26 protein-coding genes are annotated in these 23,514 nt (G+C 67.4%); 22 read left to right on the top strand and 4 right to left on the bottom strand.

All coding sequences use genetic code 11. The features are described 5' to 3' along the window. Positions 1-40 precede the first annotated feature (40 nt). The 14 genes from MUU56_RS20180 (at position 41) to MUU56_RS20115 (ending at position 10,230) form a co-directional block, all read left to right on the top strand. Positions 41-1,435 (top strand): DUF4360 domain-containing protein, encoded by a 1,395-nt coding sequence (locus tag MUU56_RS20180; protein WP_244769077.1) that lies wholly within the window; start codon positions 41-43, stop codon positions 1,433-1,435. Positions 1,436-1,602: 167 nt separating this feature from the next. Beyond that, entirely contained in the window at positions 1,603-2,250 is a 648-nt protein-coding gene (locus MUU56_RS20175; RefSeq protein ID WP_244769076.1) for a MarR family winged helix-turn-helix transcriptional regulator, read from the top strand. Between the two features lie 35 nt (positions 2,251-2,285). Next, positions 2,286-3,002, top strand: a complete 717-nt coding sequence (locus MUU56_RS20170; RefSeq protein ID WP_244769075.1) for a hypothetical protein — start codon at positions 2,286-2,288, stop codon at positions 3,000-3,002. A 146-nt stretch (positions 3,003-3,148) separates the two neighbouring features. Beyond that, positions 3,149-3,691 carry a redoxin family protein gene (locus MUU56_RS20165; RefSeq protein ID WP_244769074.1) on the top strand — a complete coding sequence of 181 codons (543 nt, stop codon included), beginning with the start codon at positions 3,149-3,151 and terminating at the stop codon, positions 3,689-3,691. Beyond that, positions 3,688-4,377, top strand: a complete 690-nt coding sequence (locus tag MUU56_RS20160) for an MOSC domain-containing protein (RefSeq protein ID WP_244769073.1) — start codon at positions 3,688-3,690, stop codon at positions 4,375-4,377. The genes MUU56_RS20165 and MUU56_RS20160 overlap by 4 nt, the downstream gene beginning before the upstream one ends. A 172-nt stretch (positions 4,378-4,549) precedes the next feature. Beyond that, positions 4,550-4,993: an Rrf2 family transcriptional regulator gene (locus tag MUU56_RS20155; RefSeq protein ID WP_244769072.1), complete on the top strand. Its 444-nt coding sequence runs from the start codon at positions 4,550-4,552 to the stop codon at positions 4,991-4,993. 20 nt (positions 4,994-5,013) lie between these two features. Continuing rightward, complete coding sequence (gene ccoN, locus MUU56_RS20150) at positions 5,014-6,672, top strand: cytochrome-c oxidase, cbb3-type subunit I (RefSeq protein WP_244769071.1); 1,659 nt, start codon at positions 5,014-5,016, stop codon at positions 6,670-6,672. A 2-nt stretch (positions 6,673-6,674) separates the two neighbouring features. Beyond that, a complete protein-coding gene (ccoO, locus tag MUU56_RS20145) occupies positions 6,675-7,406 on the top strand; it encodes a cytochrome-c oxidase, cbb3-type subunit II (RefSeq protein ID WP_244769070.1) in 732 nt (243 codons plus the stop codon). Positions 7,407-7,410: 4 nt separating this feature from the next. Then, positions 7,411-7,581: a cbb3-type cytochrome c oxidase subunit 3 gene (locus MUU56_RS20140; protein ID WP_244769069.1), complete on the top strand. Its 171-nt coding sequence runs from the start codon at positions 7,411-7,413 to the stop codon at positions 7,579-7,581. Positions 7,582-7,584: 3 nt separating this feature from the next. After that, positions 7,585-8,463 (top strand): cytochrome-c oxidase, cbb3-type subunit III, encoded by an 879-nt coding sequence (gene ccoP, locus MUU56_RS20135; RefSeq protein ID WP_244769068.1) that lies wholly within the window; start codon positions 7,585-7,587, stop codon positions 8,461-8,463. After that, positions 8,460-8,669 carry a hypothetical protein gene (locus MUU56_RS20130; RefSeq protein ID WP_244769067.1) on the top strand — a complete coding sequence of 70 codons (210 nt, stop codon included), beginning with the start codon at positions 8,460-8,462 and terminating at the stop codon, positions 8,667-8,669. Before ccoP ends, MUU56_RS20130 begins: the two co-directional genes overlap by 4 nt. Before the next feature lie 12 nt (positions 8,670-8,681). Further along, positions 8,682-9,470 (top strand): DUF2189 domain-containing protein, encoded by a 789-nt coding sequence (locus MUU56_RS20125; protein ID WP_244769066.1) that lies wholly within the window; start codon positions 8,682-8,684, stop codon positions 9,468-9,470. Next, entirely contained in the window at positions 9,467-9,934 is a 468-nt protein-coding gene (locus tag MUU56_RS20120) for a group III truncated hemoglobin (RefSeq protein WP_244769065.1), read from the top strand. Before MUU56_RS20125 ends, MUU56_RS20120 begins: the two co-directional genes overlap by 4 nt. Further along, positions 9,931-10,230: a DUF6522 family protein gene (locus tag MUU56_RS20115; RefSeq protein WP_244769064.1), complete on the top strand. Its 300-nt coding sequence runs from the start codon at positions 9,931-9,933 to the stop codon at positions 10,228-10,230. Before MUU56_RS20120 ends, MUU56_RS20115 begins: the two co-directional genes overlap by 4 nt. Before the next feature lie 119 nt (positions 10,231-10,349). Here MUU56_RS20115 and MUU56_RS20110 read toward each other — a convergent pair whose 3' ends face one another. Together MUU56_RS20110 and MUU56_RS20105 are read right to left on the bottom strand one after the other, a co-directional pair. After that, positions 10,350-11,213: a MurR/RpiR family transcriptional regulator gene (locus MUU56_RS20110; protein ID WP_244769063.1), complete on the bottom strand. Its 864-nt coding sequence runs from the start codon at positions 11,211-11,213 to the stop codon at positions 10,350-10,352. Positions 11,214-11,556: 343 nt separating this feature from the next. Beyond that, complete coding sequence (locus MUU56_RS20105) at positions 11,557-11,901, bottom strand: hypothetical protein (RefSeq protein WP_244769062.1); 345 nt, start codon at positions 11,899-11,901, stop codon at positions 11,557-11,559. Between the two features lie 86 nt (positions 11,902-11,987). Here MUU56_RS20105 and MUU56_RS20100 point away from each other — a divergent pair, with 86 nt between their 5' ends. The 8 genes from MUU56_RS20100 to minE all read left to right on the top strand — a co-directional run bounded on the left by MUU56_RS20100 (position 11,988) and on the right by minE (position 21,026). After that, the gene (locus tag MUU56_RS20100) at positions 11,988-13,469 is read left to right on the top strand and encodes a M81 family metallopeptidase (protein WP_244769061.1); all 1,482 of its coding nucleotides are present in this window, start codon (positions 11,988-11,990) and stop codon (positions 13,467-13,469) included. A 59-nt stretch (positions 13,470-13,528) separates the two neighbouring features. After that, a complete protein-coding gene (locus MUU56_RS20095) occupies positions 13,529-15,046 on the top strand; it encodes an ABC transporter substrate-binding protein (RefSeq protein ID WP_244769060.1) in 1,518 nt (505 codons plus the stop codon). Positions 15,047-15,066: 20 nt separating this feature from the next. Further along, complete coding sequence (locus MUU56_RS20090) at positions 15,067-16,008, top strand: ABC transporter permease (protein WP_244769148.1); 942 nt, start codon at positions 15,067-15,069, stop codon at positions 16,006-16,008. After that, positions 16,005-16,865: an ABC transporter permease gene (locus tag MUU56_RS20085; RefSeq protein ID WP_244769059.1), complete on the top strand. Its 861-nt coding sequence runs from the start codon at positions 16,005-16,007 to the stop codon at positions 16,863-16,865. The genes MUU56_RS20090 and MUU56_RS20085 overlap by 4 nt, the downstream gene beginning before the upstream one ends. A gap of 2 nt (positions 16,866-16,867) precedes the next feature. After that, positions 16,868-18,670, top strand: coding sequence for an ABC transporter ATP-binding protein (locus tag MUU56_RS20080; protein WP_244769058.1), 1,803 nt, complete (start codon positions 16,868-16,870; stop codon positions 18,668-18,670). A gap of 490 nt (positions 18,671-19,160) precedes the next feature. Continuing rightward, positions 19,161-19,919 carry a septum site-determining protein MinC gene (gene minC / locus MUU56_RS20070; protein WP_244769057.1) on the top strand — a complete coding sequence of 253 codons (759 nt, stop codon included), beginning with the start codon at positions 19,161-19,163 and terminating at the stop codon, positions 19,917-19,919. 31 nt (positions 19,920-19,950) lie between these two features. Continuing rightward, on the top strand, positions 19,951-20,766 hold the full coding sequence (gene minD / locus MUU56_RS20065) for a septum site-determining protein MinD (protein WP_244769056.1): 816 nt from the start codon (positions 19,951-19,953) through the stop codon (positions 20,764-20,766). Continuing rightward, the gene (minE, locus tag MUU56_RS20060) at positions 20,763-21,026 is read left to right on the top strand and encodes a cell division topological specificity factor MinE (RefSeq protein WP_064329066.1); all 264 of its coding nucleotides are present in this window, start codon (positions 20,763-20,765) and stop codon (positions 21,024-21,026) included. The genes minD and minE overlap by 4 nt, the downstream gene beginning before the upstream one ends. A 52-nt stretch (positions 21,027-21,078) precedes the next feature. On the opposite strand, the gene MUU56_RS20055 is transcribed toward minE, so the two are convergent. Continuing rightward, positions 21,079-21,570 carry a GAF domain-containing protein gene (locus MUU56_RS20055; RefSeq protein WP_244769055.1) on the bottom strand — a complete coding sequence of 164 codons (492 nt, stop codon included), beginning with the start codon at positions 21,568-21,570 and terminating at the stop codon, positions 21,079-21,081. A 99-nt stretch (positions 21,571-21,669) separates the two neighbouring features. After that, positions 21,670-23,511: a 3D-(3,5/4)-trihydroxycyclohexane-1,2-dione acylhydrolase (decyclizing) gene (gene iolD, locus MUU56_RS20050; protein WP_244769054.1), complete on the bottom strand. Its 1,842-nt coding sequence runs from the start codon at positions 23,509-23,511 to the stop codon at positions 21,670-21,672. Positions 23,512-23,514: the final 3 nt, after the last annotated feature.

Here is a 23,514-nt window from a genome sequence, read left to right as displayed (position 1 = left end):
GGCGCCCGCGCCGCCCGGCCTCCATCCAGGGAGTTTTTACATGCGTCTTCCGGTCCGCCTCGCCCTCCTCGCCGCCGCCACGGTCCCGCTTCCGGGGCTTGCCCATGCGGCCAACGGCTGTGCAGACGGAACGTTTTCCGCAACGCATTCGCCCGACGGCAATGCGACGAGCATTCTCTTCGACGATTTTTCCGCGATGGCGGGCGGCGCATCGGGCAAGAGGCGCACGACCACCACCTGCAGGCTCTCCGTACCCGTCACCCAACCGGGCGGGCACACGGTCTATGCCGTGGACTATCGCGGCTTCGCGACGACCGAGGACGGCCAGACCGCCTCGCTGCGCACCATGCAGGACGGCAAGCAGATCCTGCAATACGAGATCAAGGGCCCGCTGCAGGACGATGTCGCCATTTCCGACAGGGTGGGCGTTTCGGGCTCGGAGACGCTCGACCTCGCCGTGATCCTCGGCGCGACCGGGCCGCTCGACGAGAACGGCTTCGAATCCACGCTGGCGATCGATTCCATCGATTTCGCCCGCATCGGCTACACCACCACCGCCTCGGTGGTCGCCTCGCTCGACCAGATCGCCCGCCAGCGGCAGTCCATCGCGCTCGACCTCATGGACACCGCGCAGAACCTGCTCGGCCAGCAGAGCCGGTTCGACGAGGGCAGCTATGTCGCCGCCTTCGCAAGTTCCGATGCGGCGGCCGGCTTCAACGGACGCTGGGAGGCCGGCAGCGGCGTCAGCGTTCTCGGCGGCGCGGCCGTGGTGCATGCGAACCGCACCGATGTCGCGCTCGACACGCTCGGCCTTTTCGCCGGCGCGGTGCGCTATACCAGCCCGCAGGCCACCTGGCGCGCCTTCGGCGAAGTCGGCGCCTGGGGATCGCCCGACATCTCGGCCTCGTTCTCGCGCAGCTACCAGAACCTCGATTCGATCGTCCTTGCCAGCGGCAACGCCTCCGGCTCGCTGTTCAGCGCCTATGGCCGGGCCGGCGTGATCTATGCGCCGGACGCGGCGAACGAATTCGCGCTCTCCACCCGCTTCACCCGCGCCTGGCTCGACCTCGACGGCTATGACGAGGACGCGTCCGGCAAGAACCTCTTCGCGGGCCATATCAAGGGCGGCCGCTCGGCCTCCGACACGGTGAGCGCGGAATTCGCCTGGAGCCGCAGGCTGGACGAGAAGCTGGACTACACGATCCTCGGCGCGGTCGGCCGCACCTTCGCCGGCAAGGATGGCGCAAAGGCCTCGGTCGACTGGGTGGGCGATGCCAGGGGCAAGGCGGACGACCAGAACTTCGCGACGCTCGGCGGGCGCGTCGGCTGGAAGTTCGACGAACGCTGGCAGCTCGACACCGCGGTTTCCGCCACCTTCCGCGAAAACGACAAGCCGGACTGGAACATCGGCGGCCAGCTGAAGGCGTCGTTCTGACGCCATCCAGGCGCCGCGCCCACGGTGGCGTGATAATCCGGGCGGAACCGCCCGGCGCCGTCCCGTGGCAGGAACACCCTTCCCTCATCCGTATCGGCCGCCGCCCGCCCCGGCGGTTCGATCCTCACGGCACTTGAAAATATATAGGACTCCTATATACTCTTCGCATGGAAACGCCCAGGAACCCCCATGCGATCACCGAGCGCCTTCGCGAAGGCCTTTCCCGCGTCGGCATGGCCATGCGCATCGACGAGTGGAACCGCTCGAAGGCGAGCGGGCTCAACCCGACGCAGCTCGCCATCCTGACGCTGCTAGAAGGACGCGGGGCGGGCGGCCTCGGCGTGCGCGAGATCGCTGCCCATCTCGGCGTCTCGCAGCCGACGGCGACGGATTCGATCAATGCGCTGGAGCGCAAGGCCTGTCTGGAGAAGCGGCCGGAGGCGGGCGACAGGCGCGCGGTGCGCGTGGTGCCGACGGCGGAAGGTCTTGCAATCCTCAAGGCCTCGGATACCGGCGACGGCCTTGCCGCCACGGCCCTCGGCGCGCTCGATGACCGCGAGCAGGAGGACCTGCTCCTCACGCTGATCAAGATGATCCGCCGCCTGCAGGTGGCGGAGGCGATCCCCGTCCAGCGCATGTGCGTGACCTGTCGCCACTTCTCCCCCTTCGCGCATGCGGATGCCGCGCGCCCCCATCACTGCCATTTCGTCGATGCCGCCTTCGGCCAGCGCGACCTGCGCGTCGATTGCCGCGATCACGATGAAGCCGATCCCGCATCCCGGGCTGCCACCTGGGATGCATTCCAAGCGGGATAGTTCCAACCCTCCAGGCAAACGAAAGGAAGACCATCATGCTCGGCAGATTTGCAACCGGCGCGCTCGCCGCCGGAACGGCCCTGTTCTGGCTGACGACAGCCTCGGCCCATTCCATCAAGGCGGAGCCTGCGGAAGCGGTGGAGGCCGCCTTCGACATCATCGAGACGACGATCGTCACAAGGGGCGACAGCGCGATCTTCACCACCCGCGTGCGCGGCGAGGCCGGCAAGGACAAGCCCGACGCGACGGGCAGGTTCGAAGGCTCCAGCGTCTATGCCTATGTCTGGCCGACGAGCCTCGACAGCGGCGCGATCGGCTTCGACGCGGGCCAGGGCATCGTCGCGCTCGCCGTCACCTTCCATCCGGATTTCGACGATGCGGCCAAGGGCGGCAAGAACCGCCATGTCTGGCATCCGCACTGGGTGGTGCTGGCCGAGGACAAGGCCTGCGGCGGCGGCCTCAAGGTCATCGACATTCCGGAAGGCACCACGCCGAAGGTGCCGGAGACCTGGCCCGGCGTGCCGCTCCTCATCGACAGCCCGGAATACCCGACCAGCTTCAAGGGCGACACGGTGGACGTCGCCATTCCCCTGTCGCTGATCGGCGGCATCAAGGGCGCCGCCTTCGACGGCGTGACGGCGGGGCTGAAGGTCAACGGCAACCTGCATGCGCCGCTGCTGTGCGTCAGCAACGTGTTCAAGGTCGCCTCGGGCGATCTCAGCCTGCCCGGCAAGGTCGTGCCGGCCGAATGATCCGGCGCCGGTCCGGCAACTGCCATTGCCGGACCGGCCATTCCTCCCCTCCAGGCAAATGAAAGGAAAGAACGTGCCGAGATTTACCCCCACTCATCCCTGCGATGCAACGGTCCCGGCCGAGGCTTGCCGGCAGGGAGGCGACGATGACCGCGCCTGAGACGCCGCTTGCCCCGGAACTGGCCGTCAGCGAATGGTTCAACACGCCGGTTCCGCTGACGCTCGCCGGCCTGCGCGGCCGCCCGGTCTTCCTGCACAGTTTCCAGCTTCTCTGCCCCGGCTGCGTGGCGCAGGCCCTTCCGCAGGTCCAGCGCATCGAGCGTGTCTTCGCCCACACCGACCTGCAGGTCATCGGCATCCACACGGTCTTCGAGCACCATGCGGCCATGTCGCCGGTCACCCTCAGGGCCTTCCTCCACGAATACAGGCTGAAATCGCCCGTCGGCGTCGACAAGGCCGCAGAGGGCTCGGATATCCCGGTGACGATGCAGCGCTTCGGGCTGCGCGGAACGCCCTCCTCCGTGCTGATCGGCCGGGACGGCACCATCCTGCACCAGGCCTTCGGCGTGGAGGACGACATCGCCGTCGGGGCGCGGATCGCCATGGCGCTTTCCGCGCCCGTGGCCGGGGACGACGCCTGCGCCGACGGCCGCTGCGCGGCACCGATGCCTCCGGTCGTCGAACCATGACGGAGGTCGCATTGCTCAGCCTGCGCATCGGCGGCGTCGCGCCGCTCGGCGCGCGCAGCGTGCCGAGCGGCATCGTGAAGGCGCCGGTCCACCATGCGCTCCATCTCTCAGAAACCGGTTTTGCCGGCGACAGGCAGGGCGATACGGTGCGGCATGGCGGGCCGGAAAAGGCCGTGCACCACTATCCCTTCGAGCACTATGCCGACTGGGCCCGCGATCTCGGGCCGCATCCGCTGCTTGCCGGCCCCGGCGCCTTCGGCGAGAACCTTTCGACGGCCGGGCTGACGGAGCGCATGGTGGCGATCGGCGACGTCTTCCAGCTCGGCACCGCGGTCATCGAGGTCAGCCAGGGGCGGCAGCCCTGCTGGAAGCTGAACGAGCGCTTCGGCCGGACGGAGATGGCGCGCCTTGTGCAATCGAGCGGGCGGACCGGCTGGTACTACCGGGTGCTCACGCCCGGCACCGTCTCGCCCGCCGACCGCCTCGTCCTGCGCGAGCGCCGCGCGCCGGAATGGACGCTGGCACGCATCTGGCGCGCCTTCTACATCGATCCGCTCAACCGCGCGGAACTGGCCGGCATCGCCGCGCTCGAGCGCCTTGCCGACGGCTGGCGCGCCCATGCCGCCCGACGGCTGGAAAGCAACCGGGTCGAGGACTGGGCGAAGCGCCTCACCGGCGCCGGCTGACATCCCGCAGCGCCGCTGCCTGCAGCCTTGCCCGCCGAACCGGCAACGCTTCGGCGTTGGATCACGCAATATCCCGGCACCTGCGACGCTATTGCACTTTCGACCGGGCGGGGCTTGCGCTAAAAGTGGTATCCAGAATACTTTTTTAAGGCCCCGGCCGGGAGACGACGCCATGCGGATGACGCTTCACACGGACTATGCCCTGCGCATGCTGATCTACGTGGCGACGCGGCGGGACCGCGTGTGCACGGTGAACGACGTGGCCGAGGCCTACGGGCTTTCGCGCAACCATCTCCTGAAAGTGGCGCAGACCCTGCGCGATCTCGGCCTCGTCGAGACGACGCGCGGGCGGGCGGGCGGCATCAAGCTGGCGAAGGCGCCCGCCGAGATCGCCGTCGGCGCGCTGGTCCGGGCGACGGAAGAGGAATTCTCGCTGGCCGAATGCATGCAGGCGGGCGGGCGGGCCTGCGCCATCTCGCCGGCCTGTCGGCTGAAGGGCATGCTGCACGAGGCGCTCGCCGCATTCCTTGCGGTTCTCGATAAATACACGCTCGAGGATATTGTCCGCAACAGGGCCGCGCTCGGACCGCTGCTCGGCATTGCCGAAGCGGCGTGAGACACGGAGGGGAGAGATCGATGATATCGGGATTGACGGTTTCGGAGCGGCATCTGGCCCTCTTCGTGCTCGGTGCGCTCGCCCTGACGGGGCTTGCCATGGCGGTGGCCGGGCGGGGCGATCCGCTGGCCGTGCACGGCTATATCGTGCTGGTCTTCAGCGTCGGCCTCGGCTTTGCCGTGCTGTCCGCGCTGTTCGACCCGGAGCCGCCGGAAAGCCGGCTTTCCGAATATTACGACGATCCGACGCGGGCCGGCATCATCCTGTCGCTCGCCTGGGCGGTGGCCGGCATGTTCGTCGGCGTCTGGGTGGCCGCGCTGCTCGCCTGGCCGGAACTGACCTTCGTCGACAGCGCCTGGGCGAGCTTCGGGCGCCTCAGGCCCGTGCACACGTCGGGCGTCATCTTCGGCTTCGGCGGCAATGCGCTGATCGCCACCTCCTTCCACGTGCTCCAGCGCACCTGTCGCGCGCGGCTGCCCGGCCAGTTCGCCCCGTGGTTCGTGCTGATCGGCTACAATCTCTTCTGTCTGATCGCGGCCACCGGCTACCTGATGGGCATGACCCAGTCGAAGGAATATGCCGAGCCGGAATGGTATGCCGATCTCTGGCTGGTCGTCGTCTGGGTCGTCTATTTCCTCATCTACATCCGCACGCTGCAGCGCCGCAAGGAACCGCATATCTACGTCGCCAACTGGTACTACATGGCCTTCATCCTGGTCGTGGCGGTGCTGCACATCGTCAACAATCTCGCCGTGCCCGTCTCCTTCGGCCATGCCAAGAGCTATTCGCTGTTCTCCGGCGTGCAGGATGCCATGACGCAATGGTGGTACGGCCACAACGCCGTCGCCTTCTTCCTGACCGCCGGCTTCCTCGGCATGATGTACTACTACCTGCCGAAGCGCGCCGAGCGACCGATCTTCTCCTACCGCCTCTCCATCATCAGCTTCTGGGGCATCACCTTCATGTATATGTGGGCGGGTGCGCACCACCTGCACTACACCGCCCTGCCGCAATGGGTGCAGACCCTCGGCATGACCTTCTCGATCGTGCTGCTGGTGCCGTCCTGGGCCTCCGCCGGCAACGCGCTCGCCACGCTCAACGGCGCCTGGCACAAGGTGCGCGACGATGCGACCCTGCGCTTCATGATGGTGGCGGCCGTGTTCTACGGGCTCTCCACCTTCGAAGGCTCCTTCATGGCGATCCGTGCCGTCAACTCGCTCTCGCACTATACCGACTGGACCGTCGGCCATGTGCATGCCGGCGCGCTCGGCTGGGTGGCGATGATCACCTTCGGCTCGCTCTATGCGCTGGTGCCGTGGATGTGGAAGCAGGAGCGCATGTATTCGCCGAAACTGATCGAGCTGCACTTCTGGCTCGCGCTTGCCGGCACCGTCGTCTACGTCTTCGCCATGTGGAATTCGGGCATCATCCAGGGCCTGATGTGGCGCACCTACAACGACAGCGGCACGCTCGCCTATTCCTTCATCGACAGCCTCGTCGCCATGCATCCCTATTACATCGCCCGCGCCTTCGGGGGGCTGCTGTTCCTTTGCGGCGCCGTCGTCTGCGCGTTCAACGTCTGGATGACGATCCGCATGGCGCGAAGGGCGCGCGCCGCGGAGCCCGCCGGCGACGTTCCCCTCTACGGCAAGGCCGGCGCGGCCCCGGCAGGAGAATGACGATGAAGGAGTTCTTCCACCGCAAGCTCGAGCGCAACGCCATCGGCTTCGTGCTGGCCATCGTCGGCGTCGCCTCCATTGGCGGCCTCGTCGAGATCGCGCCACTCTTCACCATCCACGAGACGGTGGAGGAGGCGCCCGACATGCGGCTCTATACACCGCTGGAGCTTGCCGGCCGCAATCTCTATATCCGCGAGGGCTGTTATGCCTGCCATTCGCAGATGATCCGCACGCTGCGCGACGAGGTGGAGCGCTACGGCCCCTATTCGCTGGCCGTGGAATCGAAATACGACCACCCGATGCTCTGGGGCTCCAAGCGCACCGGCCCGGACCTCGCCCGCCTCGGCGGCAAGTATTCCGACGCCTGGCATGTCGCCCATCTCGTCAATCCGCGCGACGTGGTGCCGGAATCGGTGATGCCGCGCTACGGCTGGCTGAAGCGCAACGCGCTGAGGATCGACGATCTTGGCGCGCACCTTGCCGCCCAGCGCGCGGTCGGCGTTCCCTATACGGATGCGATGATCGAGAACGCCACCGCCGACGCCCGCGCACAGGCCAATCCCGACGATGCCGGCGCCTCCGGCGTCAGCGAGCGCTACGGCGAGGCGACCAATGTGCGCGCCTTCGACGGCAATCCCGGTCTCCTGACCGAGATGGACGCGCTGGTCGCCTATCTCCAGATCGTCGGCCAGCTGACGCAGGCCGCGCAGCAGCAGACGGCAACGGCGGAGTGAGGCTATGGAGATCGAGCACAACAGCGTCGTCGCCTTCGCCAAGAGCTGGGGGCTTTTCTACCTGATCGCGCTCGCCGCGGGCGTCGTGATCTACGCGCTCTGGCCGGGCAACCGGAAGCGTTTCGATCGCGCCAAGAAGAGCATTCTCGACAAAGACGACCGGCCGGGGGACTAGGGCATGGCAACCGAAAGACACGATCCCGCCACCGGACGGGCCACCACCGGGCACGAATGGAACGGCATCGAGGAACTGGAAACGCCGATCCCGCGCGTCGTCGTTTTCTTCCTCACCGTCACCACGCTCTTCGCCATCGGCTACTGGATCCTGATGCCGGCCTGGCCGCTCGGCGTCACCTATACGAAGGGCCTGCTCGGCATCGACCAGCGCGATGTCGTGACGCGGCAGGTCGAGGACGCCGCCGCGGCCCGCGCCGCCTGGACGAGCCGCATCGCCGGGGCGAGCCTTCAGGAGATCGCCGCGGACGACACCCTGATGCGGCATGTGCGCGAGACCGGCCGCACGCTCTTCATCGACAATTGCGCCGTCTGCCACGGCACGCGCGGCACCGGCGGGCCGGGCTTCCCGAACCTTGCGGCGAAGGCCTGGCTGTGGGGCGGCGAACCGGAGACCATCGCCGAGACGATCCGCATCGGCATCAACGCCACCAACGAGGAGACGCGCGTCTCGCAGATGATGGCCTTCGGCCGCGACGGCATCCTCGACGGCACGCAGGTGCGCGCCGTCGCCGCCTATGTGCGCTCGCTCTCCGCCCTGCCGATGGGCGCGGCCGACAGGGCGCAGGTCGAGGCGGGCAAGGCGGTCTTCGCCGCCAATTGCGTCGCCTGCCACGGCGAGGACGGCCGCGGCAGCACGGAGGCCGGCGCACCCGACCTCACCGACGCCGCCTGGATCTACGGCAGCGACGCGCAGAGCGTCTTCACCTCGATCTATTCCGGCCGGCAGGGCCACATGCCCCACTGGGAAGGCCGCCTTTCGCCGGTCGATATCAAGCTGCTGGCGCTCTATGTCGGCACGCTGGGGGAGGACGGGCAATGAGCGGCGCGGCAAGCGAGGCGCGCCGGCCCGGGCGCATCAACTGGCGGATCGCCGCGTTCCTCATCGTCGCGGCGGGCCTTGCGCTCTTTGCCGGCGCCAATGCGCATCTCGTCCATGTCGCGCTGACGTCCCAGCCCGATTGCGTGCAACACCTGAAGACGGAAGGCCGGGACGGCGCGTATCGCGCCGCGCGGCCCTCCTGCTGAGAGAGGAAGGACATGATGGGAACGACCGACAAGACCGGTGGCGCGCCCGTGCCGCTCGCCGAACAGCGCCGCCGCCACCTGCCGGCCGGCGCGGCGCTCGGCTGGCTCGCCGCCGGCTGGCGCGACCTCTGGCGCAACCCGCTGCCGAGTCTCGCCTACGGCTTCGCCGTCTTCCTCCTGTCGCTGGCGGTGGTCTGGGGTCTCTTCCGCCTGGAGCTCGACTATATCCTCTTCCCCGCGCTTGCCGGCTTCATGGTGGTCGGCCCGCTGGTGGCGATCGGCCTCTACCGCAAGAGCCGGGACCTCGAGGAGGGCGTGACGCCGAGCCTTGCGCGCATGATCTTCGTGAAAACCGAATCCGGCGCGCAGGTCTGGTATACGGGCGCGATCCTCTGCCTGCTGATGCTGGTCTGGATGCGCGCCGCCGTCATCATCTACGCGCTCTTCGTCGGGCTCCGGCCCTTTCCCGGCCTCGACCATGTCGTCGCCATGCTGGTCTCCACGCCGGAAGGGCTCGGCATGATCGTCGTCGGCACGGCGGTCGGCGGGCTCTTCGCCGCCTTCTCCTTCGCCATCAGCACCTTTGCCATTCCCATGCTGCTGGCGGAGAAGACGGACGCCTTCACCGCGATGGGCACGAGCATTTCGCTCACCTTCCGCAACCTGCCGGTCATGCTCGCCTGGGGCGCCATCGTGCTGGCGCTCACCGTCCTCGCCATCGCGACGGGGTTCCTCGGCCTGATCGTCATCTTCCCCCTGCTCGGCCATGGCACCTGGCACAGCTACAGGGCGATCCGATGAGAGGCCGCCCCGCCCCCGACCGCACCATCGTCATCGACGGCAAGCCGCTGCCGGAGGTGCTCGACGAAGCGATGATCCATGCCGTGGTGCACGGTTTCTACGACGGGATCCGCAAGGACGCGCTGCTCGGCCCGATCTTCGACGGCGCGATCGCGCCGGAGGAATGGCCGGTGCATCTTGCAAAGATGTGCGACTTCTGGTCTGCAACGCTTCTGCGCACCGACCGCTACGAGGGCCGACCCTTGCCGCCGCACCTTGCCATACCCGAACTCGGGGAACAGCATTTCCGCCGCTGGCTCACGCTGTTCCGCGCGACCGTCGAGCGGCTCTGCCCGCCCGAGGTCGCCGATCTCTTCCTCGACCGGGCCTTGCGCATCGCCCATTCCTTCCGCCTCGCCATCGCCTTCAGCCGCGGCGAGGATTCCCTGGCGGTCACGCCGATTTCGCGGGACGCAATCTCATGAGCGCAGCCGATGCCAGCCCCCTCGTCCTCAGCCGGGACGAAGCGGGAGAATTCCTCCTGCCGGCGGACATGCTCGCCGCGCGTTTCGGCTGGCCGACGCAGACGCTGCGCGACTACATGCGCCGCGGCCTCGTCGCCTCGCGCGTCGAGCGCGGCGAAGGCGAGGATGCCGGGCGCTGGCGGCTGTCCGTGCGCTGCGGCAACCGCCGCTGGCAGGCCGTCGTCGAGGCGGACGGCACGGTGGGCACGCAACGCGTCGAGGTGCTTTCCGCCGGGGCGCCGAAACCCTCGCGGTAAAGCAATTCCAGCAAAAGTGCGAAGTGGTTTTGCGTCCGGAATTGCGTAAAAACAAATAGATAGAGCGTTTTCGCGATTCGAGGGAAAGCGGAAATTCTCCAGGAGGACGGCCGGCCCCGTCAGTCGCCGAGCAGCTGGCGGTCGTCGCCGTCGCGCCGGCTGACCAGCTCCTCCTTGATGCTGCGCAGCGTCTTCATCGCCTTGGTCCGGTCGGCATAGGCGACGAGATTGGCCAGCATGTCGATGACCGCGAGATAGGCATAGCGCGTCGAGGTGGGCCGGAAGATGTTCTTGCCCTCCGGCAGCTCGACGGCGATCACCACATCCGCCGCCGCCGCGACGGGCGAACCGCCCTGCGTGAGGACGATGGTGGGGATGCCGCGCCGGCGCAGCAGTTCGAGGCAGTGGACGAGCGCCGGGTCGCGGCCGGTGAAGGAGGAGCCGAACACCACCGTGCCCGGCTGGGCGGCCGCGGAGATCATCGCGTTCATGTTGTGGTCGTTCGAGGCGTTGATGCGACATCCGAGCCGGAAGAGCCGGTTGTGCAGCTCGTTGACGATCATCGCCGAATTGCCGCTCGCCCCGAAGGCCTGGATGAAATCGGCGCCGCGCAGCAGGCGGGCCGCCATGTCGAGCGAGGCGAAATCGAGTTGGCGATGCAGCTGGAACAGGGCGTTCTGCGCCTTGGCGATGATGTCCTCGGCCACTTCCTCGGGCGTTTCGGTCGGCACTTCCGGCTTGACGTAGCGCAGGCCCACATAAGTGAGCCGGGCAAGCTGCACCTTGAAGTCCGGATAGCCCTTGCAGCCGAGCCGGCGGCAGAAGCGCGTGACGGTGGGCGGCGACACCCCGGCGCGGTCGGCCAGCTCGCCGATCGACGAGTTGACGACGAAATCGACGTCGTCGAGGGCCAGCTGCGCCAGCTTGCGATCGAGCCCCGACAGCCGGCCATCCTCATCCGACAAGGCGTGAAAAAGGTCCATCGGCTGCTGCCTCCCCCTGCACGGCGCGTCGGTCCGGCGCGCAAATGAAAACGAATTTCTTGTTTGCCAGTCATAACACAGTGCCGGCGCGCATCAATGGGCTTGGCGATCCGCGCCTGAAATTCGCCGGGCCGTTCCGGGGTACCCTCCCATCCTCCTGCACGGCACCGCCCGGATCTCCAAGCATTGACGGCGGCGGCCACCGGCGGCACGGCGGATTTTCACGAAGGGGCGGGTCGAGGCGGGTGTCGCGACACGGATTTTCAGGCGGACGGCCTCGCTTTTTCAGAAAAATTTTTTCGCATGGAGGGAAAAACGACGGGAGGCGCGGCACAGAAGCTCATCATCGATGAAAATCAGCTCTCCCGAACACGGTGCCATTTTCACGTTTCCCCCGGTTTTCCAGGCTTTCCTCCCCTTCCCGCGCCTGCGCACCGGTGCTGGAACGGATTGAAATCGATGCGGGATTCGGAGCGGCCGCCATGGGCCGCGCCGCATCCGCCGAAGCGCAAACCATGAAAATTTCTCCCATTTCCGCCCGACAAGAAAACAGATTACTGCATAACCCGCCAAACACCCTCCCTCCATTGACTTTCCCTGAAATTATCGCATTATCGAGAAAACAAATTACATCTCTCCAGCGATGATCACTGACGGGAACTTTGCGATCCAACAGCACGGCGTTCACGCCGTTCGGCCAGGCACCGGCGCGACAGGCGGCGGGCGATGACGGCCGGGCAGCGGCCGGCCTGGACGCCAGCGGAACGGACGCCCATGCGCATCTTCACGGCCTCGCTTGCCACCGAGACCAACACCTTCTCGCCCGTCCCCACGGACATGAACGCCTTCAAGGCCGCGTTCTATGCCGGCCCGGGCGAGCATCCCGACACGCCCACGCTCTGCTCCTCCGTCGTGCCGATCCTGCGCCGGCGCGGCCGGGCGGAAGGCTTTGCCGTCGTCGAGGGCACGTCCTGCTGGGCCGAGCCGGCCGGCCTCATCCAGCGCCGGACCTTCGAGACCCTGCGCGACCGGATCCTCGGCGAACTGCAGGCCGCTATGCCGGTCGATGCCGTGGTGCTCGGCCTGCATGGCGCGATGGTGGCGCAGGGCTATGACGACCCGGAGGGCGACCTCCTGGAGCGGGTCCGCGCGCTCGTCGGGCCGGACGTGCTGGTTGCCGCCGAGTTCGACCCGCACAGCCACCTCACCGCCCGGCGCGTCGCCAATCTCGACCTGATGGCGACCTTCCTCGAATTCCCGCACACCGACTTCGAGGAGCGCGGCGAGCATGTCGTCGAGCTCGCGCTGCGCACGCTGCGCGGCGAGATCCGCCCCGTCATCTCCACCTTCGACTGCCGCATGATCACCATCTACCCGACGAGCCGCGAGCCGATGCGCGCCTTCGTCGACCGGCTGAAGGCGATGGAGGGCAGGAACGGCATCCTCTCCATCTCCGTCATCCACGGCTTCATGGCCGGCGACGTGCCGGACATGGGCACGCGCATCGTCGTCGTCACCGACGGCGACAGGGCGAAGGGCGACGCGCTGGCGCAAAGGCTCGGCCACGAGCTCTACGGCCTGCGCCGCGAGGCGGCGATGCCGATGTTCGATACGGAGGCCGGGCTCGACCGGGCGCTTGCCGTGCGTGACGAACGGCTGGACATGCCCGTCGTCATCGCCGATGTCTGGGACAATCCGGGCGGCGGAGTGGCGGGCGATGCGACCTATATCCTGCGCCGCATGATGGCGCGGGGCTTTGACAATGTCGCGGTGGCGACGATCTGGGACCCGATCGCCGTCTCCTTCTGCCATGCGGCGGGGGAAGGCGCGGAGCTTGCATTGCGCCTCGGCGGCAAGTCGGGGCCGGAGGGCGGCGAGCCGCTCGACCTCAACGTGACGGTCACGGCCGTGTTCGATGCCGGCTGGCAGAGCTTCCGCAACAGCCGGGTGACGCTAGGCCCCGCGGCCGTGGTGCGCCCGCTCGGCACGACGATCGACATCGTGCTGATCACCAGCCGCACGCAGACCTACGAGCCCGACATCTTCGCCAACCAGGGCATCGACTTTACCAGGAAAGCCTTCCTGCTGGTGAAGTCCACCAACCACTTCCATGCGGGCTTCCAGCCGGTCTCCTCCGAGATCGTCTACGTCGCCGCGCCGACCTCCTACCCGACCGATCCGGCAACCACCGCCTATCGCAAGGCCAGCCTCGACCTCTGGCCACGCGTGGAGGATCCGCTCGGGCTTGAAAGCTGAACCACCCGCCGGACGGGAGCCGGCGCGGACATGAACCATGTGAAACCAGAGGGATACAGATGAAGAATGCACTTGCTCTCATGACGCTGGCGGCGGCGCTCGCCAGCACCAGCAGCCTCGCCATCGCCCAGACGACGGACGGCGTCCTGACCGTCGCGACCATCGGCGAGCCGCCGACGCTCGACGTCATACAGACGGCGACCGACATCGTGCTGACCATCGACCAGCACATTTTCGAGACGCTCTACACCTATGACAACGAATGGCGCTCCGTGCCGCTGCTGGCGCTCGCCATGCCGGAGATTTCCGAGGACGGCCTCACCTATCGCATTCCGCTGCGCGAAGGCGTGACGTTCCACGACGGCAGCGACCTCGACGCCAAGGACGTCACCGCCTCGCTGACGCGCTGGATGGCCGTCAATTCCAAGGGCAAGCAGGTCGCCGAAGTGGTGGAGAGCCTTTCCGAGGACGGGCCGAACACCGTCGTCGTCAAGCTGAAGTCGCGTTATGCGCCGCTGCTCGCCACCTTCTCGCAGGCCTCCGTCATCATGCCCTCGGAGAAGATCGCCGACACGCTGACCGAATTCGTCGGCACCGGCCCCTATGCGCTGAAGGAGCGCAAGCCCGACCAGTATACCCAGCTCGTCCGCTTCGACGGCTACAAATCCCCCGAGGGCGAGCCCAGCAACTATGCCGGCAAGCGCGTGGCGATCGCCAAGGAGATCCGCTTCGTGCCGGTTCCCGACGCGAACACCCGCGTCGAGGGCCTGATCTCCGGCCAGTTCGACTTTGCCGATTCGCTGCCCGTCAGCGCCTATGAGCGCGTCGAGGCGAGCGGCAAGGCGAAGGCCGTGATCTACGAGAACACCGGCTGGGCCTCGCTCAACATGAACATGAAGGAGGGCCTGCTCACCCGCAAGGAGTTGCGCCAGGCCGTGCAGGCCGCGCTCAACCCCAACGACATGATGCTCGCCGCCTTCTCCGACGAGCGCTTCTTCAGCGTCGATGCCTCGATCTTCCCGAAGGGCTCGCTCTGGTACACCGAGGCGGGCGTCGCGCGCTACGGCGAGGGCGACCCGGAAGAAGCGGGCAAGCTGCTTGCGGATGCCGGCTACGACGGCACGCCGCTGCGCCTGATGACCAGCCGCCAGTACGAGTTCCACTACAAGATCGGCGAGGTCGCGAAAGCCTATCTCGAAGCCGCCGGCTTCAAGGTCGACCTGCAGGTGGTGGACTGGGCGACCCTGACGACCCGCCGCGCCGACCCGAAGGAATGGGACATCTTCATCACCCATTCCAACTTCCCGGGCGACCCGACGACGATCAACACGATCACCGACAGCTATCCGGGCTGGTACGTCTCCGACCAGAAGGCCGCCGCCGTCGCCGCCTACATGGACGCCGTGTCCGACGCCGACAAGCAGAAGGCCTGGGAGGGCATCCAGACCGTGATCTATGACGATGCGCCGCTCTTCAAGGTCGGCAATTTCAACGCGGTCACGGGCGTCGGCGCCGGCATAGCCGACTACACGCCGACCTACTGGCCGCATTTCTGGAACGTCACGCCGAAGCAGTAAGGGGGGTTATCATGGCAAGGATCGTCCGGGCACTGTTGAAACGGCTGGGGGGCATGGCCATCGTGCTCGCCCTCGTCGTGACGGTGGTTTTCGTCATCGTCCGCGTGACGCCGGGCGATCCCGCCGCCGTGATGCTGGGGTCGGACGCGACCCCTGAGGACATCGCCGAACTGCGCACGAAAATGGGGCTCGACGCGCCGCTGATCGCCCAGTACGGCCAGTTCGTGCTGGGTATAGTGCAAGGCGATCTCGGCCAGTCGATCTTCCTCGACCAGCCGGTGACATCGGCGCTCGCCGCACGGGCGGAGCCGACCTTCTTCCTCACGCTGTTCTCGATCCTGATCGCGGTGGCGATCGCGCTGCCAGTCGGCATCCTCTCGGCCGTCAAGCGCGGCACGCTGTTCGACCAGGTCGTGGTGACGCTGACCATGGTGGCGGCGAGCGTGCCGAGCTTCTGGCTCGGCCTCATGCTGATCCAGGTCTTCGCCGTCGGCCAGGGCTGGTTCCCGGCCTCCGGCTATGGCGGGCCGGACACCTCCTTCCTCGAGCGGCTGCATCATCTCGTGCTGCCGGCCGTGGCGCTCGGCATCGTCAATTCGGCGCTGATCACCCGCTTCACCCGCGCCGCCATGCTGGACGTGCTGGGCGACGACTATGTGCGCACCGCCCGCGCCAAGGGGGCGAGCGAGCGGCGCGTCATCCTGAAACATGCGCTGAAGAACGCCCTGATCCCGATCATCACCGTCATCGGCCTTTCCATCGCCATGCTGGTTGCCGGCGCGGTGGTGACGGAAACCGTGTTCGGCCTGCCGGGCGTCGGCAATCTCGTGGTCTCGGCCGTGCTGCGCCGCGACTATCCCGTCATCCAGGGCACGCTGCTCGTCGTCGCGGCGATCTACGTGCTGATCAACTTCATCGTCGACATGCTCTACATCCTCGTCGATCCGCGGGTGCGCCTATGATAACCGCTTCCCTCTCCATGCCGCTCGTTTCCAGCCTGCGGCGGCTCTTCCGCAACAAGGCCATCCTCATCGGCGCGATCATCCTTGCCGTCGTGCTCGTGGCGGCGGTCCTCGCCCCGTGGGTCGCGCCCTATGCGCCGAACAAGCTGTCGATCGTCAACAAGCTGAAGGCGCCGTCCCTCGCCCATATCTTCGGCACCGACGAGTTCGGCCGCGACATCTTCTCCCGCGCCATCTATGCGGGGCGCATCTCGCTGCTCGTCAGCCTCGGCGTCATCATCATCTCCACGGTGCTCGGCGTCATCCTCGGGGTCGCCGCCGGCTTCTTCCGCAAGCTCGACGCGCCGATCTCCCGGCTGCTCGACGCCATGATGTCCTTCCCGGACATCCTGCTCGCCATCGCGCTCGTCGCCGCGCTCGGGCCGTCGCTCACCACGGTCATCCTGGCGCTCGGCATCACCTATGCGCCGCGCCTTGCCCGTATCGTGCGCGGCTCGACGCTGGTGCTGCGCGAATTGCCCTATATCGAGGCCGCCGTCGCCATGGGCCTGCCGACCTGGCAGATCCTGACGCGCCACGTCCTGCTCAACCTCGCCTCGCCCATCCTCGTGCAGGCGACCTTCGTCTTCGCCTCGGCGATGCTGGCGGAAGCGAGCCTCTCCTTCCTCGGCGTCGGCGTTTCCACCGACATGCCGACCTGGGGCACCATGCTCGCCTCCGGCCGCGAATACATGAACAACGCGCCGTGGCTGATGGTGTTTCCGGGCCTTGCCATCGTCTTTTCGGTCCTCGCCCTGCAACTTCTCGGCGACGGGCTGCGGGATCTCGTCGATCCGCGCCTTGCGAAGGAAAGCTGACCATGACGGACACTGCAAAACGGCCGGTGCTCTCGGTCGAGAACCTGACGACCTCCTTCAAGACCGCCGAGGGCTGGCGCGCCGTCATCCGCGACATCAACGTCGAGGTGAATGCCGGCGAGACCGTCGCCATCGTCGGCGAATCGGGCTCGGGCAAGAGCGTCACCGCGCTCTCCACCATGCGCCTGCTGCCCGCCGGCCGGGCGCGCTGCGAGGGCCGCATCCTGCTCGAGGGGCGCGACCTCCTGAAAGCGAGCGAGGCGGAGATGCGCTCCGTGCGCGGCGGCACCATCGGCATGATCTTCCAGGAGCCGATGACCTCGCTCAACCCGGTCTTCACCATCGGCAACCAGATCGCCGAGGCGCTGGTGCTGCACCGAGACCTCTCCTGGAAGGCGGCGGAGGCCGAGGCCCTGCGGCTGATGGAGCGCGTGCGCATTCCGGCGGCAAAATCCCGCCTCAACGAATATCCGCACAAGTTCTCCGGCGGCATGCGCCAGCGCGTGATGATCGCCATGGCGCTGGCCTGCCGGCCGAAACTGCTGATTGCCGACGAGCCGACGACGGCGCTCGACGTGACCGTGCAGGCCGAGATCCTCCACCTGCTGCGCGAATTGCAGCGCGAGGAGAACATGGGCGTGCTGTTCATCACCCATGACATGGGCGTGGTGGCGGAGGTCGCTGACCGCACCCTCGTGATGTTCCGCGGCGACATGGTCGAGACCGGCCCGACGCCGCAGATCTTCGCCGCGCCCAAGGCGGTCTATACCAGGGCGCTGCTCGCCTCCATCCCGCGCCTCGGCACGATGGGCGACGCCGCCGCGCCCCGCCGCTTCCCGGATGTCGACCCCGCCACCGGAAAGGCCAGCGACGGCCGCGTGACGTCGCCCGTTCCGGGCGGCGTGACGCCGATCCTGAAGGTGGAAAAACTCGCGGTGCGCTTCGCGCTGCCGCAGGGGCAGATCCATGCGGTCGAGGACGTCTCCTTCGACCTCAAGCCCGGCGAGACGCTGGCGCTGGTCGGCGAATCGGGTTGCGGCAAGTCCACCACCGGCCGCGCCATCATGCGCCTCGTCGATCCGAGCGCCGGGTCGATCACCGTCGATGGGCAGGATGTGGCCAAGGCCAGTTCCGGGGCGCTGCGCGCCATGCGCCGCACCTCGCAGATGATCTTCCAGGATCCCTTCGCCTCGCTCAATCCGCGCATCACCATCGGCTCGGCGATTGCCGAACCCATGCTGGCGCACGGCCTGATAAGCCGGCGCGAGGCGAAGGAGCGGGTGGCCGAGCTTCTGCAGCAGGTCGGTCTCTCGGCGGCGATGGCCGACCGGCATCCGCACGAATTCTCCGGCGGCCAGCGCCAGCGCATCTCGATCGCCCGGGCGATCGCCCTCCAGCCGAAGCTCATCGTCGCCGACGAGGCGGTCTCGGCTCTCGACGTGTCGGTGAAGGCGCAGGTCTCCAACCTCCTGCTCGATCTTCAGGAACAGCATCGCCTCGCCTATCTCTTCATCTCGCACGACATGGCGGTGGTGGAGCGCATGAGCCATCGCGTCGCCGTGATGTTCCTCGGCGAGATCGTCGAGATCGGCCCGCGCGCGGCGATCTTCGACAATCCGCAGCACGCCTATACGCGCCGCCTCATCTCCGCCGTGCCGATCCCCGATCCCGCCCGGCGCGGACAGCTCAACCCGCCGCTCAACGAGGAGATCAAGAGCCCGCTGCGCCCGCACGGCTATGTGCCGCCGAAGCGCACCTACCGCGAGGTGTCGCCGGGGCATTTCGTCCAGGAGGCGGCGGCCTGACGCGTTCCAGGGGATCCTCCCAGCCTGCCCGCCGGTCGCGATAGGCGCCGGCGGGCTTTTTTTGGGATCTCGGACCGCGCAAGGGCTGGGCGATCGCATAGGTCCCCCCTCTGCCCTGCCGGGCATCTCCCCCTCAAGGGGGGAGATTGGATGGAGCAGCGCTCTGCGCGTCTTTAACGTCGCGAATTGAGCGAGGTTCACGCCGCTTGTCGATCTCCCCCCTTGAGGGGGAGATGCCCGGCAGGGCAGAGGGGGGTAGCGCCAAGGCGTCCCGCCTACAGAAGAGGAACTGGCCGCATCGCACCCCTCCTGCGTGAAATTCACCGGCTGGCAGACAGAATACGCACACGCGAAAACCCCGATTTCTCCCGCTCTGCGCGAACCGTTGCACGGCCGCCTCAGGACGCATGCCTCGCGCCAGCCAGACCTGTAAATTAACCCTTTGTTAACCATTTCCTCGGTACACCGAAGCAACCGAAAATTAACGAAGATGACTGACGTGTTAACCCAACCACGGCCGATCCGCCTCAAGGGGCGATCCTTCCTCGCGCTTGCGCTGACCCCGGAGCTGCCCTTCGAGGACTGGCTGGTGCGGCTCGACGATCTGGCGGCACGCTCCGCCGGCTTCTTCCTGCGGCGGCCGGTGGTGCTCGATGTCGACGGGCTCGACATCGAGAAGGCGGAGCTTCGCGAACTCGTCGGCCAGCTGAGCGCCCGCAATGTGCGCGTCATGGGCATCGAGGGCGCGCGCTCCTCGCTGCTCGGCGCGGACATGCCGCCGGCCATGACCGACGGCCGCCCTGCGGCCGATATCGAGGAACCGGCGGCGGAAGAGCCTTCGAAGAAGGCCGGCAAGGCCGAAAAGGCCGAGCCCGTCGAGACGGCCGCGGCGCCCGCGAGCCCGCCGCCGATGCACACGGTACCGTCGATGGTCGTCGCGCGGCCGGTCCGCTCGGGCCAGTCCATCTTCTTTCCCGAAGGCGACGTCACCATCGTCGGCTCGGTCGCATCGGGCGCGGAAATCGTCGCCGGCGGCTCGATCCATGTCTACGGCCCGCTGCGCGGCCGTGCGATGGCCGGCACGACGGGCAACGCTTCGGCCCGCATCTTCTGCCGCACGCTGGAAGCGGAGCTGATCGCCATCGACGGCTATTACAAGACGGCCGAGGACATGGAGCCGGAGCTGCGCGGCAAGCCCGTGCAGATCTGGCTGGAAGGCGAAGCCATCAAGGCGGCAACACTTGGCTGAACCGAAGGCGGTTCATAAAACGGAGAGGTCAATGGGCAAGGTAATCGTGGTCACATCGGGCAAGGGCGGCGTCGGCAAGACGACGTCGTCGGCCGCGCTCGGCGCCGCGCTGGCGCAAAGCGGCGAGAAGGTCGTGGTCGTGGATTTCGACGTCGGCCTGCGCAATCTCGATCTCGTCATGGGCGCGGAACGGCGCGTCGTCTATGACCTCGTCAACGTCATCCAGGGCGAGGCCAAGCTGACGCAGGCGCTGATCCGCGACAAGCGCGTCGAGACGCTCTACCTGCTGCCGGCCTCCCAGACCCGCGACAAGGACAACCTCACGCCCGAAGGCGTCGAGCAGGTCATCGCCGCCCTGAAGAACGCCTTCGACTGGGTGATCTGCGACAGCCCGGCCGGCATCGAGCGCGGCGCGACGCTGGCCATGCGCCATGCCGACGTGGCGATCGTCGTCACCAATCCGGAAGTCTCGTCCGTGCGCGATTCGGACCGCATCATCGGTCTGCTCGATTCCAAGACGCTGAAGGCGGAGAACGGCGAGCGCATCGAAAAGCACCTGCTGCTGACCCGTTACGATGCCGCCCGCGCCGAGCGCGGCGACATGCTGAAGGTCGACGATGTGCTGGAAATCCTCTCGATCCCGCTGCTCGGCATCATCCCCGAGAGCATGGACGTGCTGCGCGCCTCCAATGTCGGCGCCCCGGTGACGCTCGCCGACGGCCGCTCGGCCCCGGCGCTCGCCTATTTCGAAGCGACGCGCCGCCTCAAGGGCGAAAGCCTGCCGGTCACCATTCCCGGCGACAAGCGCTCGTTCCTCGGCAAGATCTTCGGAAGGAAGGCGGCATGAACCTGTTCCGTTTCTTCTCCCGCGCCCAGTCGGCGCCGGCCGCGCGCGAGCGGCTGCAGGTGCTGCTCGCCCATGAGCGGGCCGCCACCGGCGACAGCGATCTCGTCAACAAGCTGCGCGACGAGATCCTGAAGGCGATCTCCAAGCACATGCAGGTGGACGACGAGAAGGTCTCCATCAAGATGGAACGCGGCGCGCAGGTCTCGACGCTCGCCGTCGACATCGAAATTCCCTTCGACGCCGGCAAGAAGGCGGCGTAAGGCCGCTGACAAGGCGAGATGGACGCCCGGCAAAAGCCGGGCGTTCGCCGTTTCAGGCCTCGCTCGCCGAGACGTAGAGCGCGGCGAGCGCCTCGAAGCCGGCCTGGTCTTCCGCCGTGAACCGGCCGGGCGACGGGCTGTCGAGATCGAGAACGCCGAACACCACGCCGTCGCGCACGAGCGGCGTGACGAGCTCGGAGCGCGAGGCCGCGTCGCAGGCGATGTGCCCCGGAAAGGCGTGCACATCCGGCACGAGCTGGCTTTTCCCCTCCGCCACGGCGACGCCGCAGACGCCCTTGCCGACCGGAATGCGCACGCAGGCGACCTTGCCCTGGAACGGGCCGAGCACCAGCTCCTGCGGGCCTTTGAGGAAGTAGAAGCCCGCCCAGTTGAGATCGTCGACCGCATCAAAGATCAGCGCCGAGAGGTTCGCCGCATTGGCAACGGCATCGCGCTCGCCATGCAGCAGCCCCTCGGCCTGGGCGAGCAGCTCGCGGTAGAAGGCGGGCTTGTCCGCGGCCTCTATTTTCCCGATCTCATGCATGGTCGTCCTCGCACATCATGGCTTCCTGGAACCGTCGATAGACCCGGACGCTTGACCTGGCAAGGATGGCGATGGAGACCGGCCGCGCCTTCAGGCAGGCTAGACGCCGACGCGCTGCTTCCTCCGGCCGGCCTGCTGGTTGGCGGCCGCGGCGTTGACCTCGGCCCGCGCGCTCACCTGCGGCACGCCGACATCCCACCAGGCATCGCCCGGGGTCCAGGTGAAGGCGTCGGAGACGATGGTGATGACGGTGGTGCGGTCGGTGCCCTTCGCCCATTCGACGGCCTCGCCGAGATCGGCAAGGCTGTCGACGCGGCGCGTCAGCGCGCCCATCGCCTCGGCATGCTTGGCGAAATCGACGGCGAAGGGCTCCTTGACGCGGCAATCCTTGATGAGGTTGTTGAAGCCCGGCGTGCCCTTGGCGTTCTGCAGGCGGTTGATGACGGCATAACCGCCGTTGTCGCAGACGATGAGGATCATCTTGTGGCCGGACAGCACGGTCGAATAGATGTCCGAGTTCATCATCATGTAGGTGCCGTCGCCGATCATGACGATGGGCGTGCGGGTGGGGTCGGCCATGGCGGCGCCCCAGCCGGCGGCGATCTCGTAGCCCATGCAGGAGAAGCCGAATTCGCAGTCGAAGGTGTTCGGCGCCTTGACGCGCCAGTTCTTCATCACCTCGCCCGGCAGGCCGCCGGCGGCGGTGATCAGGAGGTCGCGCTCCCCGGCCTTCGCATTGACGATGCCGACGACCTGGGCATAGGTCGGCACCGGCGCATTGGTCGGCTTCTGGTAGCCGTCGAGCGCCTCGTTCCATCTGGCGAATTCCCGCCTGCCCTTCTCCGTCCAGCCGGCATCCGCCCTGTAATCGCCGATGGCGGCTTCCAGTTCGCCGACCGTCTCCAGCGCATCGCCGACCACGGCCACGGCGCGGTGCTTGCTGGCATCCCAGCGCGCCGCGTTGATCGAGACGAAGCGGGCGTCGGGCGAAAACGCGGTCCAGGAACCGGTTGTGAAATCCATGAGGCGCGTGCCGACGGCGAGCACCACGTCGGCCTCGCCCGCCAGCGCATTGGCCGAGGTGGAGCCGACGATGCCTATCGGGCCGACATGGGCCGGGTGGTCATGGGTGACGGTGCCCTTGCCGGCAATGGTCTCGCAGAGCGGGATGCCGTGCTTTTCGGCAAAGGCGGCGAGCGCCGTTTCCGCACCCGAATAGCGCACGCCGCCGCCGGAGATGATCAGCGGGCGTTTTGCCGCCTTCAGCACGCGCACGGCCTCCGCGAGGCTGTCGCGGTCCGGCCGCGGGCGCGGCGCCTTGTGGACCGTCGGCGCAAAGAAGCTTTCGGGATAGTCCCAGGCGATCTCCTGCACATCCTGCGGCAGGGCCAGGAAGGCCGGGCCGCAATCGGCGGGGTCCAGCATGACGGCGACGGCCTGCGGCAGCGAGGCGATGATCTGCTCGGGATGGACGATGCGGTCCCAGTAGCGCGTCACGGCCTTGAAGGCGTCGTTGACGGTGATGGTCGGATTGCCGAAATGCTCGACCTGCTGCATGACCGGGTCGGGCCGGCGGTTGACGAAGCTGTCGCCGGCCAGCAGCAGGACCGGCAGGCGGTTGGTGTGCGCGACGCCCGCCGCCGTCACCATGTTCAGCGCGCCCGGGCCGATGGAGCTGGTCGCCACCATGATCTGGCGGCGGCGCGTCGCCTTGGCAAAGCCGATCGCGGCAAGCGCCATCGACTGCTCGTTCTGGCCGCGCCAGGTCGGCAGCGTGTCCTTGACCGCTTCCAGCGCCTCGGAAAGGCATGTTACATTGCCATGGCCGAAAATGGCGAAGACGCCGGGAAACAGCGGCTCGCGCCTGCCGTCGATCTCGGTGAACTGGTTGCACAGGTAACGCACCAGGGCTTGCGCCATGGTCAGGCGGATGGTGGACATGGT

This window comes from Shinella yambaruensis, assembly GCF_022899355.1.
In the GTDB taxonomy this organism is placed as follows: Bacteria; Pseudomonadota; Alphaproteobacteria; order Rhizobiales; family Rhizobiaceae; genus Shinella; species Shinella yambaruensis.
The sequence above is the reverse complement of the archived record's forward strand: the minus strand, read 5'-3'. Positions and strand labels throughout refer to the sequence as shown.

Bases quoted from the DNA above. Each gene is read 5' to 3' on its own strand.
- MUU56_RS20160 (WP_244769073.1), top strand. From the start codon at position 3,688: ATGACGGAGGTCGCATTGCTCAGCCTGCGCATCGGCGGCGTCGCGCCG.
- MUU56_RS20125 (WP_244769066.1), top strand. From the start codon at position 8,682: ATGATGGGAACGACCGACAAGACCGGTGGCGCGCCCGTGCCGCTCGCC.
- MUU56_RS20155 (WP_244769072.1), top strand. From the start codon at position 4,550: ATGCGGATGACGCTTCACACGGACTATGCCCTGCGCATGCTGATCTAC.
- MUU56_RS20140 (WP_244769069.1), top strand. From the start codon at position 7,411: ATGGAGATCGAGCACAACAGCGTCGTCGCCTTCGCCAAGAGCTGGGGG.
- MUU56_RS20175 (WP_244769076.1), top strand. From the start codon at position 1,603: ATGGAAACGCCCAGGAACCCCCATGCGATCACCGAGCGCCTTCGCGAA.
- MUU56_RS20055 (WP_244769055.1), bottom strand. From the start codon at position 21,570: ATGCATGAGATCGGGAAAATAGAGGCCGCGGACAAGCCCGCCTTCTAC.
- MUU56_RS20110 (WP_244769063.1), bottom strand. From the start codon at position 11,213: ATGGACCTTTTTCACGCCTTGTCGGATGAGGATGGCCGGCTGTCGGGG.
- minE (WP_064329066.1), top strand. From the start codon at position 20,763: ATGAACCTGTTCCGTTTCTTCTCCCGCGCCCAGTCGGCGCCGGCCGCG.
- minD (WP_244769056.1), top strand. From the start codon at position 19,951: ATGGGCAAGGTAATCGTGGTCACATCGGGCAAGGGCGGCGTCGGCAAG.
- MUU56_RS20115 (WP_244769064.1), top strand. From the start codon at position 9,931: ATGAGCGCAGCCGATGCCAGCCCCCTCGTCCTCAGCCGGGACGAAGCG.
- MUU56_RS20080 (WP_244769058.1), top strand. From the start codon at position 16,868: ATGACGGACACTGCAAAACGGCCGGTGCTCTCGGTCGAGAACCTGACG.
- ccoN (WP_244769071.1), top strand. From the start codon at position 5,014: ATGATATCGGGATTGACGGTTTCGGAGCGGCATCTGGCCCTCTTCGTG.
- MUU56_RS20165 (WP_244769074.1), top strand. From the start codon at position 3,149: ATGACCGCGCCTGAGACGCCGCTTGCCCCGGAACTGGCCGTCAGCGAA.
- MUU56_RS20180 (WP_244769077.1), top strand. From the start codon at position 41: ATGCGTCTTCCGGTCCGCCTCGCCCTCCTCGCCGCCGCCACGGTCCCG.
- MUU56_RS20130 (WP_244769067.1), top strand. From the start codon at position 8,460: ATGAGCGGCGCGGCAAGCGAGGCGCGCCGGCCCGGGCGCATCAACTGG.
- minC (WP_244769057.1), top strand. From the start codon at position 19,161: ATGACTGACGTGTTAACCCAACCACGGCCGATCCGCCTCAAGGGGCGA.
- MUU56_RS20085 (WP_244769059.1), top strand. From the start codon at position 16,005: ATGATAACCGCTTCCCTCTCCATGCCGCTCGTTTCCAGCCTGCGGCGG.
- MUU56_RS20170 (WP_244769075.1), top strand. From the start codon at position 2,286: ATGCTCGGCAGATTTGCAACCGGCGCGCTCGCCGCCGGAACGGCCCTG.
- MUU56_RS20100 (WP_244769061.1), top strand. From the start codon at position 11,988: ATGCGCATCTTCACGGCCTCGCTTGCCACCGAGACCAACACCTTCTCG.
- iolD (WP_244769054.1), bottom strand. From the start codon at position 23,511: ATGTCCACCATCCGCCTGACCATGGCGCAAGCCCTGGTGCGTTACCTG.
- ccoO (WP_244769070.1), top strand. From the start codon at position 6,675: ATGAAGGAGTTCTTCCACCGCAAGCTCGAGCGCAACGCCATCGGCTTC.
- MUU56_RS20120 (WP_244769065.1), top strand. From the start codon at position 9,467: ATGAGAGGCCGCCCCGCCCCCGACCGCACCATCGTCATCGACGGCAAG.
- MUU56_RS20095 (WP_244769060.1), top strand. From the start codon at position 13,529: ATGAAGAATGCACTTGCTCTCATGACGCTGGCGGCGGCGCTCGCCAGC.
- ccoP (WP_244769068.1), top strand. From the start codon at position 7,585: ATGGCAACCGAAAGACACGATCCCGCCACCGGACGGGCCACCACCGGG.